15 protein-coding genes are annotated in these 16,200 nt (G+C 66.3%); 7 read left to right on the plus strand and 8 right to left on the minus strand.

Features of this window, described 5'->3' with window-relative positions; all coding sequences use genetic code 11:
* Positions 1-139 precede the first annotated feature (139 nt).
* Positions 140-703, plus strand: a complete 564-nt coding sequence (locus tag NNX34_RS04370) for an MOSC domain-containing protein (protein ID WP_255765288.1) — start codon at positions 140-142, stop codon at positions 701-703.
* 58 nt (positions 704-761) lie between these two features.
* Here the strand turns inward: NNX34_RS04370 and nagA are convergent, their stop codons facing one another.
* The 8 genes from nagA to NNX34_RS04410 all read right to left on the minus strand — a co-directional run bounded on the left by nagA (position 762) and on the right by NNX34_RS04410 (position 10,222).
* Positions 762-1,883, minus strand: a complete 1,122-nt coding sequence (nagA, locus tag NNX34_RS04375) for an N-acetylglucosamine-6-phosphate deacetylase (protein WP_255765289.1) — start codon at positions 1,881-1,883, stop codon at positions 762-764.
* On the minus strand, positions 1,880-2,857 hold the full coding sequence (locus tag NNX34_RS04380; protein WP_255765290.1) for an ROK family protein: 978 nt from the start codon (positions 2,855-2,857) through the stop codon (positions 1,880-1,882). Before NNX34_RS04380 ends, nagA begins: the two co-directional genes overlap by 4 nt.
* An 87-nt stretch (positions 2,858-2,944) precedes the next feature.
* Positions 2,945-4,684, minus strand: coding sequence for a DUF4832 domain-containing protein (locus tag NNX34_RS04385; protein ID WP_255765291.1), 1,740 nt, complete (start codon positions 4,682-4,684; stop codon positions 2,945-2,947).
* 20 nt (positions 4,685-4,704) lie between these two features.
* Positions 4,705-5,625 carry a carbohydrate ABC transporter permease gene (locus NNX34_RS04390; protein WP_255765292.1) on the minus strand — a complete coding sequence of 307 codons (921 nt, stop codon included), beginning with the start codon at positions 5,623-5,625 and terminating at the stop codon, positions 4,705-4,707.
* A complete protein-coding gene (locus NNX34_RS04395; protein ID WP_255765293.1) occupies positions 5,618-6,598 on the minus strand; it encodes a carbohydrate ABC transporter permease in 981 nt (326 codons plus the stop codon). Before NNX34_RS04395 ends, NNX34_RS04390 begins: the two co-directional genes overlap by 8 nt.
* Positions 6,599-6,602: 4 nt before the next feature.
* Positions 6,603-7,946 carry a sugar ABC transporter substrate-binding protein gene (locus NNX34_RS04400; protein WP_255765294.1) on the minus strand — a complete coding sequence of 448 codons (1,344 nt, stop codon included), beginning with the start codon at positions 7,944-7,946 and terminating at the stop codon, positions 6,603-6,605.
* A complete protein-coding gene (locus tag NNX34_RS04405) occupies positions 7,946-9,226 on the minus strand; it encodes a Gfo/Idh/MocA family protein (RefSeq protein ID WP_255765295.1) in 1,281 nt (426 codons plus the stop codon). The genes NNX34_RS04400 and NNX34_RS04405 overlap by 1 nt, the downstream gene beginning before the upstream one ends.
* Before the next feature lie 198 nt (positions 9,227-9,424).
* On the minus strand, positions 9,425-10,222 hold the full coding sequence (locus tag NNX34_RS04410) for a DeoR/GlpR family DNA-binding transcription regulator (RefSeq protein WP_255765296.1): 798 nt from the start codon (positions 10,220-10,222) through the stop codon (positions 9,425-9,427).
* Between the two features lie 138 nt (positions 10,223-10,360).
* On the opposite strand from NNX34_RS04410, the gene NNX34_RS04415 reads away from it, so the two are divergent.
* From NNX34_RS04415 to NNX34_RS04440, 6 genes are all read left to right on the plus strand, one after another.
* Positions 10,361-11,239, plus strand: coding sequence for an SIS domain-containing protein (locus tag NNX34_RS04415; RefSeq protein ID WP_255765298.1), 879 nt, complete (start codon positions 10,361-10,363; stop codon positions 11,237-11,239).
* 88 nt (positions 11,240-11,327) lie between these two features.
* The gene (locus tag NNX34_RS04420; RefSeq protein ID WP_255765300.1) at positions 11,328-12,245 is read left to right on the plus strand and encodes a PfkB family carbohydrate kinase; all 918 of its coding nucleotides are present in this window, start codon (positions 11,328-11,330) and stop codon (positions 12,243-12,245) included.
* Positions 12,246-12,293: 48 nt separating this feature from the next.
* A complete protein-coding gene (locus NNX34_RS04425) occupies positions 12,294-13,127 on the plus strand; it encodes a class II fructose-bisphosphate aldolase (RefSeq protein ID WP_255765301.1) in 834 nt (277 codons plus the stop codon).
* A gap of 127 nt (positions 13,128-13,254) precedes the next feature.
* Positions 13,255-14,244: a glycosyltransferase family 2 protein gene (locus NNX34_RS04430; protein WP_255765302.1), complete on the plus strand. Its 990-nt coding sequence runs from the start codon at positions 13,255-13,257 to the stop codon at positions 14,242-14,244.
* A gap of 148 nt (positions 14,245-14,392) precedes the next feature.
* A complete protein-coding gene (locus tag NNX34_RS04435) occupies positions 14,393-15,394 on the plus strand; it encodes an acetamidase/formamidase family protein (protein WP_255765303.1) in 1,002 nt (333 codons plus the stop codon).
* A gap of 27 nt (positions 15,395-15,421) precedes the next feature.
* Positions 15,422-16,183 carry an SDR family NAD(P)-dependent oxidoreductase gene (locus tag NNX34_RS04440; protein ID WP_255765304.1) on the plus strand — a complete coding sequence of 254 codons (762 nt, stop codon included), beginning with the start codon at positions 15,422-15,424 and terminating at the stop codon, positions 16,181-16,183.
* Positions 16,184-16,200 lie beyond the last annotated feature (17 nt).

The raw sequence follows: 16,200 nt of genomic DNA on the forward strand, positions 1-16,200 counted from the left end.
GTGTCCTCTTGGGCCGGTGCGCATCGACTGCCGGGAGGTACGCGGTCTAGGTCGAGTTGGGAGAACCGACTTCCCGTCACGGTTGGCGTGCTCCGGGACCCTTCCCGTGGGCCGTGGCGGGATATGAAATGATCCGTCAATGACTGTCAGATGGAATCCCCAAGGATCGACAGTGGTCTCGGTCAGTCAAAGCAGCAGGCACAACTTCAGCAAGGACCAGGTGGACTCGGTTCTGCTGGTGGAAGGGCTGGGCGTTGACGGAGATGCGCATTCCGGCACCACCGTGCAGCATCTGTACAAAATGCGGTCCAACCCGACACAGCCCAACCTCCGGCAGGTGCATCTAATCCATGCGGAGCTGTTCGACGAACTGGCGCAGGACGGCTTCGAGGTACGTCCCGGCGACCTCGGGGAAAACATCACCACCCGCGGCATCGACCTCCTGCACCTGCCCGAGGGAACCCTCCTACACATAGGACCCGCCGCCGTCGTTCAGGTAACCGGCCTGCGGAATCCCTGCCGGCAGATTGACCGCTTCCGAACCGGACTGCTCAAAGCAGTGCTGCCCCGCGACAGCGCGGGAAAGGTCGTGCGGAAGACGGGAATCATGGGCATCGTGCTGGCAGGCGGGCTGGTGAGCGTCGACGACGAAATCCGCGCGGAGGTTCCGACCGGGCCGCATCGCCGGCTCAAGTGCGTCTGAAACTCCTGCGTTGAAGGTGGGCACGGCGGCGGCCAAGGCAGCGTCCGGGCCCATCCTTTCAAGGGCCGCTAACCCATTGGCCTGCGCGCATAACGGCCTTCACTGCCAGGTCGCCGTCCAGGGCAACCAGATCAGCGCGCCGGGCCGCTTCGATTCGGCCGACGTTGCTGAGGCCAAGCATCGCGGCCGGGCTCCCGGTGAGTGCTTCGACGGCCTTGGGCAGCGGTATGCCCACCGTCTTCACGGTGTACCTCAGGGCGGCGTCGAGAGTCAGTGTGCTGCCGGCAATGCTTCCGCCCTCAACGGCCCGCGCCTGCCCCTGACGCACATCCACCGCGACACCGCCCAGGGCATAGCGGCCGTCCGGGGCGCAGGCGGCGGCCATGGCATCGGTGACCAGGACCGTGCGGCACGGGCTGTTGAACACCGTACGGACAGTCGCCGGGTGCAGGTGCACGCCGTCAGCTATGACTTCGGCGAAGACCGTACTGTTTTCCAATAGTGCAATCGCAGGTCCAGGTTCGCGGTGATGCACCGGACGCATGCCGTTGAACAAGTGCGTGCCAATGCGGGCACCGGCCTCGATGGCCGCCAGGGTTTGGGCATACGTGGCACCGGTATGGCCGACGGCCGCTTTTGCTCCATGCGCGGTGATTGCCGCAATGGCTTCGCGGCTGCCGTCCAACTCCGGCGCCAGGGTGACCATCCGGATGGCCCCTGCCCCGGCCTCGAGGAGTTCCAGCAACTCCGGCATCCGCAGTTCCTGCAGGAATTCGGGCGCGTGCGCACCCCGGTGGTCAGGACTCAGCCAAGGGCCTTCCAGATGAACACCAACGACGACGCCGTCCCGCACCTTTCCTGCAAGGCCGCGAACACTGGCCACGAGTTCGTTATGGGGGCGGGTCACGAGGCTGGCCATCATGGTGGTGGTGCCGTGTGCCAGATGGACGGCGGCAATACGATCGGCAGCGTTGACCTCCGGGTCGCTGAAGGAGTACCCGCCGCCGCCATGGACGTGCGCATCGATGAATCCTGGAACCACCGTGGCGTCAAGACTGTAGTCAGCCCGGCGGAGAGGGCTGCCGGGACCGGCGCTGGTAATGTCCTCGCCGTCCACTTCGACCCAGCCCGGCTCGTGCATGCCCTCGGGGGTGAGCACCGCTGCGGCTTCGACGATCATGCGGTTCCTGACGGTGCGGATTCCGGTGACAGACGGGCAGGCCGGTTCAGCAGCAACTCCCGCGCGTTCAGGGCGGCTCCGATGAAGCCGGCATCCTGGCCCAGCCGGGCGCACAGGATGTGCGGACGCCGGGCGGATCCCAGCAGCCGGTCCAGGCGCTCGCGCAGGGGAACCAGGAGGGCATCACCGGCCTGGGACAACCCGCCGCCGATGATGAAGGCCTCCGTCCCAAGAATGTTGGCGCACTGGGCGATGCTGAAGGCGAGGGCGTCCACGGCGTCGCCCCAGACCCGCCGCGCCACCGCATCCCCCTGAAGGGCACGGTCCGCCACCTCCCGGGCACCGTCCACCTGGTGCCCCGCCTGTGCCGCATACCTCCGGGCGATGGCGGCGGCGGACGCCACGGATTCCAGCGTGGCAGTACCGGTCAGCGAACCGGCCGGGACAAGGGCCTGCCCGATTTCGCCGGCATATCCCCCGGCCGTGACCCGTTTGCCCTCGCAGAAAACGGCGGCGGCGATCCCGGTTCCGATGACGATGACCAGGACGTCCCGGAAGTCCTTCGCCCCGCCCAACCGCACTTCCGCGTCTCCGGCGGCAGCGACGTCGTGTCCAAACGCCACGGGGATTCCCAGCCTTCGTTCCGCTTCCTCCGCAAAGGGATAGTTCCGCCAGCCGAGGTTGGCGGAATAGACAGCGGTTCCCGTGCCCGGGTCAACAATCCCGGGCACGATCACTCCCGCGGCCTCGATCCGGCTTTCGGGCAGCTCGCTCCTAAAGTCGCGGGCAAGCGCCGCGATCCGGTCCAGCACTGCTTCTGCGGGCCTGGCCTTGTCGAGGGGAGTCGGAACACGGCAGAACGCCTGCAGCCGGCCCGAGGGTCCGACCACACCTGCCTTGATGTAGGTTCCGCCGACGTCGAAGGCCAGGACCGTTGAAGATCCGGCACCGAGCGATATGGCTGGTAGGGACATGCTGGTTTCCTCGTCGTAGCGGCGTTGTGATGACCCAACGGGCCAATGATCCCCCGGCAGCTGCAGGGATCCGGGTATTCCCGGGCGTCAGGTGCGCCGCTCCAGCTGCCGCCGATAGACCAGGAAGGCACCGCCGACGAGGATGGCCAGCAGGGCGGAACCGCCCAGCGCGAGAGCGGAGACAGGCCCCAGTCCGCCGCCGGTGTTGGCAAGGACATCCACCTGCGGGGCGGGCGGGGCTGGCGTAGTCGCTACCGGCGGCACAACCGGCGCCGTCGACGGCTCAGGAGTCACCGGCCCGGGCACCGCGGCCCGGGAGCCGATCATTACGGTCTGTCCCAACAGGTTCGTGCCCTCAGACGCATTCCAGGTGCCGATATTTGCGGCCTGCACGGCGAACCGGGCATCGGCTGCGGTACCCGGATCGGATGACGGGAAGGCAACCGCGAGCTGATAGCTGCCTTCGGCCAGGGAAGCGAGCGCCGGATCGGACAGGCTCAGCGTGGTGGACAACGTGTTGGTTGTTCCCGGGAGCCAGCGGCGGAGATCGGCGTTGGACGTGAACGGCACCGAAGTTGTGGATCCATCGCTGCCGGTCAGCACCAGCAGGGCCGTCCGCGGCGTATAGGGGGCGGCCCACCCGTCATTGCGTACGTCAACGGAAACCACCACGGACTCATCCGCCGCTGCAGTGGACACAGCGGAGCCATCCGCCGGTGCAACGGAGGAGGACTCCATAACAAACCGGTAGCCCAGCCTCTTCGCCGTCTCGGCAAGCCCTGCCTCGCCCCAGGAATTCAGCACGTCCCGGTTGTAGTCGGTGTTGAGGTAGCTGTAGTGATAGCGGGCCAGTTCGGCCGAGGCGCTTTCCCATTCCGACCGGGGCGGGTTCACGTTGCAGGTTTCGCCGCCCACCGGAACGTAGAGGCTGTCAGCGGCCAGGTACTCCTGGTCCAGGGTGATCGGGTCCGAAAGGAAGGTGCCCCAGTCGTCCGGGGCGGCGAGCAGGCAGTCGTTGTGGTGTCCGGTGCGCGCTATGGCGGTATCCGTGTACGCCTCCGCGGCCGTGACTGCACTCGACGCCGCGGCGGGCACTCCGAGCATCTGCTGCTTCGAGGCCATCGTGCGCACCTGGACACCGCGGTCTGCGGGCAGCTCATCGAGCAGGGCCTGGGTGACGGCCGAGCGCTTGGCCCAGTCCTCCGGGGTCACGACGCCGGGATTCGCCGGGTCTGCCACGAAGTGATCCGTGTAGTAGCCCTCGCCCCACAACCCGATCAGCCCGTTCTGCACTACTGGAATCACGTCGGAGTTCGCGCGCAGCACCGGTCCAAGCTGTTTGATATGCGCAAGCACCACGTCCAGGGGTGCGTCTCCGTAAGGCGGCACGTAGGGCCAGGCACCGCCCTGGACATAGGCGAACCGCGTAATCACCGACACTCCGGCTTCACGTGCCGTGTCGTAGTCGGCCTGGACCAGCGCCAGGAACTCCTCATCGAGGACCGGGTCCGCTGCGAACTTCTCCAGGTAAAAGACCCGCAGGATCTGCGTTATGCCCTGCGGCCGGAGTGCTGCCAGGGCCGCTGCATCGAGCGGGACGTAGCCCGAACCGTCCGCGCGGTAGTGGGTCTCGGTGTGGTGGTAGAACCCGCGCTGGGGGTTGGCGATCACCTCGTTGCTGGGTTCGTAGGCCACCGTGGCGGCCGTATCGCCCGGCACGTAGACGGAGGGGGCGGCGGGTGCGGGGTCAAGGGCGACGGCTGCTGCCGCCGGCCCGGCAAGGGCGACAGCGGCAGCCAGAAGAACCGCCAGCGTAGGTTTTTTCATGATTCTCCAGATGTCGAGGATTACTTCAGGCCGCTTGAGGCGAGGCCGTCAATAACCCGGCGCTGCAACAAGATGAACAAGAGAAGCACCGGCGCCATGGCCAGCAGGCTCGCGGCCATCACCACGGGGTAGTCCGTAGTACGGTCGCCAATCAGGGTTGCCAGCCCGGCAGACAACGGCATCCGGTCGCTGAAGGTGGTTACCACCAGCGGCCAGAGCAACTCGTTCCATGACCACAGCACTGTGGTGATGGCCAGGACACTCATGGTGGGCCGCGCCAGCGGCAGCATGACCCGCCAGAAAATCTGGAACGGATTCGCGCCGTCCAGCCGTGCGGCTTCCTCCAACTCCGCGGGCATGCTCAGGAAGGCCGTGCGCATCAGGTAGGTCCCGAAAGCGCTGAAAAGGCCGGGCAGGACAAGGCCGCCCACACTGTCCAGCAGCCCGAGGCCCTGCACAATCTGGTACTGGGACAGGAGGTAAACCTGCGACGGGACCATCAGGATCGACAGCACCAGGGCGAGCAGGACCGACCGGCCGCGGAAACGCATCCGGGCGAAGGCATAGCCGGCCAGCGTGCAGAAGAGGATCTGTGCCAGGGTGCGGATCACCGTAATCACCACGGAGTTCTGCAGCTGGCCCAGGAAGGGCAGCCGCTCGAAGACCTCCGCATAGTTCGACCACTGCAGCTCCGCCGGCCAGAACACCGGCGTGACGCTTTGGACCTCGGCGTTGGTGGACAGCGACATGATGATCTGCCACACGAAGGGGAAGGCCATGACCAGTGCACCCAGTCCCAGCACAATGTGCGCCACGGCGTGGGAGCCGCCCCGCCGTCGGGCCCGTGCCCTCGCCCGGGCGCGGGACTTCCGCTGCAGCGATTTCGACGCCGTCTCCGGCACCGCATCGGGCATCCGCACGGGCATTAACCTGTTAGTCACTCTGCACCCACTTCTTCTGGAACCGGAACTGCAGCAGGGTGACGAAGCCGATGATCAGGAGGATCACCATGGCGATCGCGGCCGCGAACCCCTTGTCGTTGTTGACGAATCCTTCTCGGTAGAAGAAGTAGACGAGGGACATGCTCTTGGGCAGGACGGGGTTGCTGCTGCCCAGGATCGCGTAGAGCAGGTCGAAGAGCTGGAAGCTGGAGATGACCGTAACGATCGTGACGAAGAAGACGCTGGGTGAAAGCAGCGGAACGGTGATGGATTTGAACTGTCCCCAGCGGGTTGCACCGTCGAGCTCGGCGGCTTCATAGAGTTCCGGCGGAATGTTCTTGAGCCCTGCAGCCAGCACAATCAGGCTGAATCCGAGCGAGGACCACAGCCCCACAATCGCCACCGCCACCATTGCGAACACCGGCGTGCTGATCCAGTAGGGCCCGTCAATGCCCAGGAATCCCAGGCCGTAGTTCACCAGCCCGAAATCGCCGTTGAAAATGAGCCGCCAGACCATGGCGACCGCCGTCGGCATGGCGACGTACGGGAGGAAGAAAAGCACCCGGTAGACGGAGGCGAAGCGCAGGCCCGGAAGGTTCAGCAGGCTCGCCAGGTAGACCGCGATGGGTATCCCCAGCATCACAATGCCGGTGTACAGCAGCGTGTTGCCCAGCGACCGGTACAGCTGCGGGTCGGCCAGCAACTCGGTGTAATTCTGCAGGCCCGCAAAGGTCGACCCGCCGAACGGCCCTGTCTCCGTGAAGGACATGGCGACGGTCTGGACAATCGGCCACAGGTAGAACACGGCGATGCCGAGCACCAGCGGCGCAATAAAGAACCACGGCCACAATCCGTCCCTGCCGGGGCGCCTGCGCTTCCCTGCCGGTCCGGGCAGCGGGGCCGGGCGGGCCTGCCCCGCGCCGTCCTCCTGGGACGGCGCGGGGCGGCCTGCACGGCGGTCAGTTGTCGTCATGGCATCATTCTTCGGCGAGCGCAGCGTTCATCTTGCTTGCCAGCTCATCCGCTGTGTCCTTCACCGGCTTCTCCCCGGAGAACCCCTGCGGCAGCAAGTCTGTCTCAAAGGCGTTCCACACGGCGGAGTTTTTGCTTACCGGCAGGGGCTGGGCGTAGTCGAGTGCGTCAAGGAATACCTGGAGATTGGCCTCGGGCATGGAACCGGTGAATGCGCTCTGGGTTCCTTCGAAGGCGGGGATGACCGCTCCGGCGTCGCCCTGTTGCTGCTGCGCCTCCTTGCTGGCCAGGAAGGCCTGCAGGGCCTGCGCCGCCTGCTTCTCCTTCGATGTTGCCGAGACAACGTTCGCCACGCCGTGGATCACGGTGGCTTGTTCCTCGCCCTGCGGCAGCGGCAGCACCACGACGTCGCTTTCCAGTTCCGTATCGGTCAGCGCCGAGCGGAACCAGCTGCCGCCCCAGTACATGGCGAGCTTGCCCGAGGTGAACCACTGGTCCGCCGTCGTGTCCGTGAGCTGCTGGATGGACGGCGAACCGTTGTTGGCGATCAGGTCGGTCCAGAACTGGATTCCTGCCTGCGTCTCCGGTGAGGAGTAGCCCGATGTGCCGTCTTCGATCACGGTGCCGCCGGCCTGGAAGATGGTGTTGTAGTACGTGGTCTGGCCGTCCATTCCGCCGGCACCGCCGTATGAGCCGTCGGCAGCCAGCGCCGCGGAGATGTCGGCAGCCGTCTTCTGGAACTCTTCCCAGGTCCAGTCCCCTGTGGGCAGCGGCACGCCGGCCTTCTCGAAGAGGGCTTTGTTGGCCCAGATGCCGATGGTGTCGAAGTCCTTGGGCACGCCGTACCGGACGTCGTCGATCGTGTACAGGTCAACAAGTGCTTCCGGATAGTTGGCCGGATCGATATCGCCCGCGTCAACGGCGCCGGTAATCGGCTCAAGCTTGCCGTTCGAGGCGTAGAGACCGATGTTCGGGCCGTTGATCCAGAAGAGATCAGGAAGGGTATCGCTGGAGGCCTGCGTTTGCAGCTTGGTCCAGTATTCGGCATAGGGCGTGACATTGACCGAGACGTCAATGTTCGGGTACTCCTCGTTGAACGCGGTGATGTTCTCTTCGATCGCCGCCACCTGGTTCTTGTCCCACACCCCGTAGGTGATCTCTGCGGTCAGGTCTTTGTCGGCAGCCGAATACTCGCCCGGCTCGGCGGACTCCGCATTCGAACCGCATCCGCTGGTCACCATGGCCAGCCCGACGCCGAGCGCGACCCCGGCGGCGACCCGCCGGGTGGGCGGGCGTACGGGAGTGCGCCGGGCGGAGCGCCAAGCGGCAGAAGGGAACAGGTTTTTCATCAGGAGGTCCTTCCAAGGGTTGATTGCGCGGTGTGAATGGAGTCTGTGGCCGGTGTGGTCACCGGGGCCGGCGTTTGCGGGAAGTGCCGGGCGACATGCGCCGGGAGGGCGGGCACGTCGATGGCCCGCGACCCGTTGCGAAGGGACTCTGCGGCGAGGTAAGCCGCCGCGACCGCTTCCCGGGCCGCGCGCGGGCTGACAACTGTGGGGGCGCCGTCGACCAGGGCGTCGAAGAATTCAGTCATCGTGAGCAGGTCTGCGTCTTCATGGCCGCTGGCTGCGCCGTCAATGGGATATTCGAGGTCACCCGCGACCTGCCATTCACGGCGCCGGTTCCAGACCTTGATACTGCCGCCGGCGGTGTCGCCGACGTTCTCGAGCCGGCCTTCCGTGCCGATCACCGTGTAGTTGCGCCAGTAGTCGGGCGTGAAATGGCACTGCTGGTAGCTGGCCATCACGCCGTTATCGAGCGTCATCAGCATCATGGACAGGTCCTCCACGTCCACCACCGGGTTGAGCCCGGTCTGCCGGCCGGGCGGCCAGTTGTCGTAGGAGAACCAGTCGGGCATGGTTTCGCCGTGCCGGGTGCGGCGGTCGGTGACGCCGCCGTAAACCATCAGCTCCCCCATGGCGACCACCCGGCGGGTGTATCCCGAGGCGAGGTAGTGCACCGCATCGATGTCGTGGCTGGCCTTCTGCAGCAGCAGGCTGCCGGTCTTTGAGCGGTCAGCGTGCCAGTCCTTGTAGTAGTAGTCGCCGCCGTTGCCCACAAAGTGCCGCACCCAGACGGCCTTGACCTCGCCGATTTCACCCCGCTCGATGATTTCCCGCATCGCCCGGACCACACCGGAATGGCGGAAGTTGTGGCCCACGTAGAGCAGCGTGCCGGATTCGGCTGCTGCGGTGAGGACCCTGTCCGCCCCCTCGAGCGTGATCGCCAGGGGTTTTTCGAGATAGGAAGCGATACCCGCCTTGAGCAGTTTCACCGCGATGGCTTCGTGGGTGTGGTCCGGGGAGGTCACGATCGCGGCGTCGATGCCGCCTTCCCGAATCAGGGCGTCAAGCTCGGTGTGGAGCACGGCATCGGGGTAGGTCCGCCTGGCGCGGTCACGGCCGGCTTCATGGGGTTCAACGACGGCGACGACACGGGCACCCGGGCGGGCCAGGGCCACGTTCCCGGCGATGGCAGCGCGGGCCCCGAAACCGATCACGGCCACCCGAAGCGGAGCCGCCCCTGCGGCTGGGGCGGCGGCGCTCTGGGATTCCGGATCATTGTGCATGACGCCATCTTGCAGCACGTGCACGAATTTGTCACTAACTAATCCAAAGTGATCATCTTGTGACAAAACGCAGTGGCGCAGCTGCTCTGTTCCACGCCCGAGGCTACAACCTCCAGGTACGCCGACCGGCCTCCTGGCGCTGCCCGCCCGCCGCGTGCCGGAGTGGAGAGTCCGCGGGAGTCCGGGAGGGTACCGGCGCTACCGGACTGCTGCCGCCACGATGACGTCCACTCCGGCCGCCGCAAACTCCGCAGCAAGGTCCGGGGCGACGGGCTGGTCGGTGACCAGGACGTCGATGTTCGCGAGCGGGCAGATGCGGGCAAAGGTGCTGCGCCCCAGCTTGGTCGAGTCGGCGGCGATGACGACCCTCCGCGAGACCGCAGCAATTTCCCGGCTTGCCTCCGCCTCGCCCTCATGCAGGGTTGTCGCCCCGAAGGCGGCACTGAGCCCGTCGACGCCGAGAACCGCCGTATCGATACTGAAGTCCCGCAATGACGCGGCCACGAGGGGCCCGATGAGTTCATAGGACTGGCGCCGCGGCACCCCGCCCGTGACGACAATCTTGATGTGCTCGCGCACTGACATCTCGTAGGCGATGTTGAGCGCGTTGGTCACAATCGTGACGCCCGGAGCATCTCCGACCGGATGCAGCTGTGCACTGCGCCCGAGCATCCGGGCCACCTCACTGGTTGTTGTGCCGCCGTTGAGGCCCACCGATTCGCCGGGGTGGATGAGGTCGGCCACGGCCTTGGCGATCGCGCCCTTGGCGTCCGCCTGGCGGGCAATCTTGTACTGCAGGGGCAGTTCGTAGCCGGACCCAAGTGCTGCCGCACCGCCGTGGGTACGCGTCACCAGGCGTTGGTCGGCGAGCGTATTGAGGTCGCGCCGCACGGTGGCAGTGGAGACTCCGAGCGCCTCGCTCACCTCAGCGATCGAGACGCTCCCCCGTTCGCTCACGAGATCAAGTACGACATTCAGGCGCTGTTGCTGGGTCATCTGACGGCCAACCTTTCGTTATCTGGTCATTTTCTCACACAAAACCTTGCTAACCCTGATTGATTCTGCTCAACTAACGGTATATCGATCAAAACCAATCTTAGTTTGTTCACCGCCCCCTGTGACCGAAAGAAGCCCATGCCTGCCACCTTCGTAGAAGCAGAGATTGCCTCCCAACCCGACACCTGGAGGCTCGCTGCCCAGTTGGTGCCCGAGATCGCCGAGAGGCTTCCCCGCAGCGGCGAGCGGGTTGCCGTCATCGGATGCGGAACCAGCTGGTTCATGGCCATGTCCTACGCCGTGCTGCGTGAGAAGGCAGGACACGGCGTGACCGACGCCTATGCCGGAAGTGAATACCCCGCCGGCCGGGACTACGACCGGGTAATCGCCATCTCCCGCTCAGGCACCACCACGGAGATCGTGGATCTGCTGAAATCACTGGGGTCGACCCCCACCACGCTGATCACGGCCGTGGCCGATTCCCCCGCCGGGGCCGCGGCGGATTCCGTTATCGCCCTGCCGTTCGCCGACGAGCAGTCCGTGGTGCAGACCCGGTTCGCCACCTCGGTGCTGACTCTGCTGCGCGTCCATCTCGGCGAAGACATCGAGCCCCTGCTCACCGACGTGCAGGCAGCGCTGAGCATTCCGGTTGATGAACTGCTCACCGCGGGCCAATGCACGTTCGTCGGCCGCGGCTTCGCGGTCGGCCTCACGTATGAGGCTGCCCTGAAAACCCGCGAGTCCGCGCAGTTCTGGGCGGAGTCTTATCCGGCCATGGATTACCGGCACGGGCCGATCTCGATTGCCGAGCCCGGCCGGCTGGTCTGGAGCCTGGGCGAACCCCCGGCCGGACTGGCCGAAGAGGTTGCCGCGACGGGTGCCAGATTCCTGCACCACGATCTGGACCCGCAGGCCGGGCTGGTGGTGGCGCAACGCTTCGCCGTGGGCCTGGCGAAGTCCCGCGGCCTTGACCCCGACCATCCCCGCTCGCTGACCCGCTCCGTTGTCCTGACATGACCGCTGCGGGAAGCAGCCTGCGCGGCGGGGTAACCGGCGGCTTCGGGGCGCGGGAGTCCGGGGTCGTGTCCGCGCTGAGGGCCGGGCCGTGGCGCGCGTAGTCGTGATCACGCCGCACCCGGCGGTGGATGTCACCTACAACGTGGCACGGCAGGTGCTCGGCGAGACCGTGCGTGTCCTGCGCGTGCGGCGTCGTGCCGGCGGCAAGGGCATCAACGTGGTGCAGGTGCTCCGGCAGTTGGGTGTGGATGCCTTGGCCGTTCAGCCGCTCGGCGGCGCCGCCGGGGAGTCGATCCGCACGCAGCTCGCCGATGACGGAGTAGCGGCCGTAAACATTGATGCCGCCCATGAGACCCGCACGACGGTTGCAGTTGTTGACGACCTGGCGCATCCGACGCTCTATGCCGAACCCGGCGGTTCCCTCGGCCCACAGGGCTGGGACCTTCTTCTGGCTGCGGCCGCGGAGAACTGCGAACCCGGCGGCTTCCTCGTCATCGCCGGATCCTTCCCGCCCGGCACCACGCCCCGCCAGGTCGCCTCGCTGGTTGCAGCGGGCCGGACCGCGGGAGCATTCGTCATTGTCGATGCCCGGGGGCCGGCTTTGGTTGCCGCGGCCGGCGCCGGGGCCCATCTGGTGAAGCCCAACGAGGCAGAGCTGCTCGAGGCCACGGGATCCGCAGACCTCGAGTCGGGCATTGCCCGGTTGCTGGAGCAGGGCGCCGGGAGCGTTATCGCCTCGAGGGGCGCGGCAGGCCTCGTCCTCGCCTCCAGTGACGGAACCCGCGAATCCCAGCCGGGCGTGCCTGGCGTTTCGGGCAATCCGACCGGGGCCGGAGACGCAACGACCGCCGGCCTCGTGGCGGCACTTGTGGGCGGCGCGACCCTGCCGGAGGCGCTTCGACGGGCCGCCGTCGTCGGCGCCGCCGCGGTGCTCGCTCCGACAGCGGGAGCGATTGATCCCGCCCACCTCACCCTGCTCAGCGAACGCCTTGAGGCGCACCGCTAGGCGCCATGCCATTCACCCTCCCGCCCACTACCGACCCCTGGGGTATTCATGAACTCGTCCACTGAACTCGACCTCGTGGCCAACGCCAGCGCGGCCCGCCAGGGAATCGGCGCCTTCAATGTGGTGCTGCTTGAGCATGCGGAGGCCATCGTGGCCGGAGCTGAGCGGGCGGGCCGGCCGGTGATTCTTCAGATCAGCCAAAACACGGTCAGTTACCACGGGTCCTTTGAACCCATCATGGCGGCAAGCCTGGCCATTGCGCGCACGGCAAGCGTGCCGGCAATCGTGCACCTCGACCATGCCGAAGACCTTCAGCTTGTGTACACCGCCGTCGAATTCGGGGTGCAGAGCGTGATGTTTGACGGTTCCACCCTCGATTATGAGGAGAACGTGGCAACTACCCGCAAAGTCGTTGAGTTCTGCCACGATCATGGGGTCTTCGTGGAAGCCGAGCTGGGCGAGGTCGGCGGAAAGGACGGCGTGCACGCCCCCGGCGCCCGAAGCCGTCCGGACGAGGTGGCCGCCTTTGTGGCCGCCACCGGGGTGGATGCCCTCGCCGTCGCCGTGGGAACCTCACACGCCATGACCGCCCGGGTTGCGACCGTTGACCGGGAGCTCATAGGAGAACTGGCTGCCTGTGCCGGTGTCCCCCTTGTCCTGCACGGCTCCTCCGGATTGAGCGATGAGGAGTTAATCGGCGCCGTCGGTGCCGGGATGACCAAGATCAACATCTCCACCCATCTCAACGGGCTCTTCACCGCCGCGGCCAGGCAGGCGCTCAATGCCGATGCCGCACTTGTTGATCCCCGCAAGTACATCACTCCTGCCCGGAACGCGGTGGCCGGCGAAGTCGCCCGCCTGCTGCGGTTGCTCGCGCCCTGACCGTTCCGCCGGGCCGGTGCAAGGGGCACCACGGCAGTTTGCCGCGTTCGGCCCTCCGCCGGAAATGGGTAAGAATGGCGAGAAGGATAGCCGCTCCCCGCCAACTGTTTCCAAGAAAGAGGCAACCATGCAGATGCGTACCGCCGACGTCGCAATCATCATGCGCACAAAGAACCGCCCGGTTCTGCTGAAGCGTGCAATCGGAGATGTGCTCGACCAGAAATTCCAGAACTGGCATCTCGTCATCGTCAATGACGGCGGTCGGGCGGCCGTGGTCGATGAACTCGTGAATGGCTTCAAGGACAAACTCGAGGACCGGGTGACCGTCATCCACCACGCCACCAGCCGTGGAATGGAAGCCGCTTCGAACGCCGGGATCGCGGCGTCGTCGTCGCAGTATCTGGTAATCCACGACGACGATGACACCTGGCACGCGGATTTCCTCGCCCGGACCGTCGAATACCTGGACAGCAGCACCGACGCCGCGGTGGGGGTGCGGACTGAAATCGTCTACGAGCGCCTGGACGGGGAAACCATCACGGAAACCGGACGTGCACCGTTCGGCCCCGCAGTGCCGGCGCTTTTGCTGGGCGAAATCCTGCGCTACAACCGCTGCGTTCCCATTTCCCTGCTGTACCGGCGCTCACTCCACGAAGAGGTTGGCGGCTTCGATGAGAACCTGACCGCCGTCGGGGATTGGGAATTCCTGCTTCGGGTCATGCAGGTGCACCCCGTCGGGTTCATCGACGGTGAGCCGCTCGCCTTCTGGCGGCAACGTTTGGAGGCCACAGACGAGACCGCTAACAGTGTCCTCGCGGGCAACGAAGCGCATAGGCTCTACGACCGGGTGGTCCGCGACCGTTACCTCCGGGAATATGCGGGCAGCCAAGGCATCGCCCCGTTGCTGCATCTGGAGGGATCGATCGAGGAACACTTCCACCACCTGCACCAGCGGCTCAACTATTCCGAGAGCCTTCTGCACGAGCTGAAGGCCCAAACAGAGAGGGCAGAGGAACGGGCGCGACTTCTGGAAGCCGCAGTCAGCGACGCAAGCCTCGTTAGCCTCATCCGCCGCCGGTACCGCCGCCTCAAGGATCGTTTGCCCTCAAGGGCGTAAGAGACGACGTCCTCGGAGAGCAAGACGCCCGGCGCTCCGGCTACCGGCCCGGTTTCGATGGAAACCGGGCCGGCGCCGCCGCTTCGCCTGGAGCAAGCCCGACGCCGCGTGTATCCAGAACCGGAATCCTTCGATAGCATCCGGCCCCATGGAAATCCTTGAGTACCGCCCGCGTCCGGATCAGCTGGTGTACACCTTCGGCGGGGCTGAGCCCGTGATGACAGTCCGGCCGGGAACCGCGTTGAAGCTCTGGTCCGAGGACGCGTTCAACAACGCGCTGACTTCGGTCGAGGACCTGTCCAGCGAAAAGGTCGACCTCAACTTCGTCAACCCGCAGACCGGGCCGTTCTACGTCGAGGGTGCCGAACCCGGCGATACGCTCGCCCTGCACATCGTGGAGCTGACCCCGGCGCGAAGCTACGGCGCCTCCGCCACCATCCCGTTCTTCGGCGGGCTCACCAGCACCGACCGGACCGCTTTCCTGCAGGATCCGTTGCCGGACACCACCTGGATCTACCACGTGGACTCGGCCCGATCCACCGTCGGTTTCTCCGCCCGGTTCGGGAACTTTGAGGTCGCCCTGCCGCTGGAACCCATGCTGGGAACGGTGGGGGTGGCTCCTCCCGGCGGGGAGGTCCGCTCCTCCCTGGTCCCGGAACGCTTCGGCGGAAACATGGACGCCCCGGAGGTGAAGGCCGGAACCACCGTGTACCTCGGGGTGAACCAGCCGGGCGCACTGTTCTCCATCGGAGACGGGCACTACCGCCAGGGCGAAGGTGAAGCCTGCGGCACCGCCGTGGAAGGGGCCATGCATTCCACGATCCTGGTGGAACTGATCAAGGGCGGAGCCCCGGCCTGGCCGAGGCTGGAGACCGATGCCGAGTGGATGGCCGTCGGTTCGTCCCGGCCCATGGAGGATTCCTGGCGCATCGGCCAGGTGGAGATGGTGCGCTGGTTCGGTGAGCTCTTCGGCCTGCACCAGATGGACGCCTACCAGCTGCTCACCCAGACAGCGCAGGCCCCGATCGCCAACGCCGTGGACGCCAATTACTCCGTGGTGGTCAAGGCACGCAAGGCCCTGTTCCCGCCCGCCACGGCCTACGACGGGCTGCACGCCGACCTGCGCCGGCGCAGCGAAGAACTTCTCTAAGACCCGACAACCCGCTCCGGAGGAATCATGGATCTGCAGTTGAACGGCAAGACGGCACTGGTCACCGGCGGAACCCGCGGAATCGGGCGGGCCATCGTGGAAGCGTTCGCCGCGGAAGGGGCCAACGTGGCCTTCTGTGCCCGGGACGCGGCGGAAATCACCGCTACCGAAACGGCGTTGGCCGGCAGCGGGGTGAAGGTGGAAGGCGCCGTCCTGGACGTGGGCGACGGCGATGCCGTGGCCGCCTGGGTGGATGCCGTCGCCGGACGCTTCGGCGCTTTGGACGCGGTGGTCAGCAACGTCAGCGCCCTGGCCATCGACGACAGCGCCGAATCGTGGGAAGCGTGCCTGCGGGTAGACCTGATGGGCACCGTACGCCTGATGCAGGCTGCGGTCCCGCATGTTGGGCGCAGCGAGTCGCCGTCGCTGGTGGCCATTTCCAGCGTCTCCGGCCGGGAGGTGGATTTCGCGTCCGGCCCGTACGGAACGGTCAAGTCCGCGCTGATCGCCTATATGGCAGGGCTGGCCTTCCAGTTGGCCGGGACAGGGATCCGCGCGAACACGGTGTCGCCGGGCAACACCTATCACGACGGCGGCGTCTGGCAGAGCATGGAACGGAACAGTCCGGAGATGTTCGCCTCGTCCATGGCGCTGAATCCCACCGGGCGGATGGGCAGCGCGCAGGAGGTGGCCGACGTCGTTGTGTTCGTCTCCAGCCCGCGCGCCTCCCGGATGACCGGAGCGAACGTCCTGGCGGACGGCGCCCTCTCCCGGGGGATCCAGTTCTAGGAAATTGTGGTCCCGAG

It is taken from the genome of Arthrobacter sp. zg-Y1116 (genome assembly GCF_024385485.1).
In the GTDB taxonomy this organism is placed as follows: Bacteria; Actinomycetota; Actinomycetes; order Actinomycetales; family Micrococcaceae; genus Arthrobacter_B.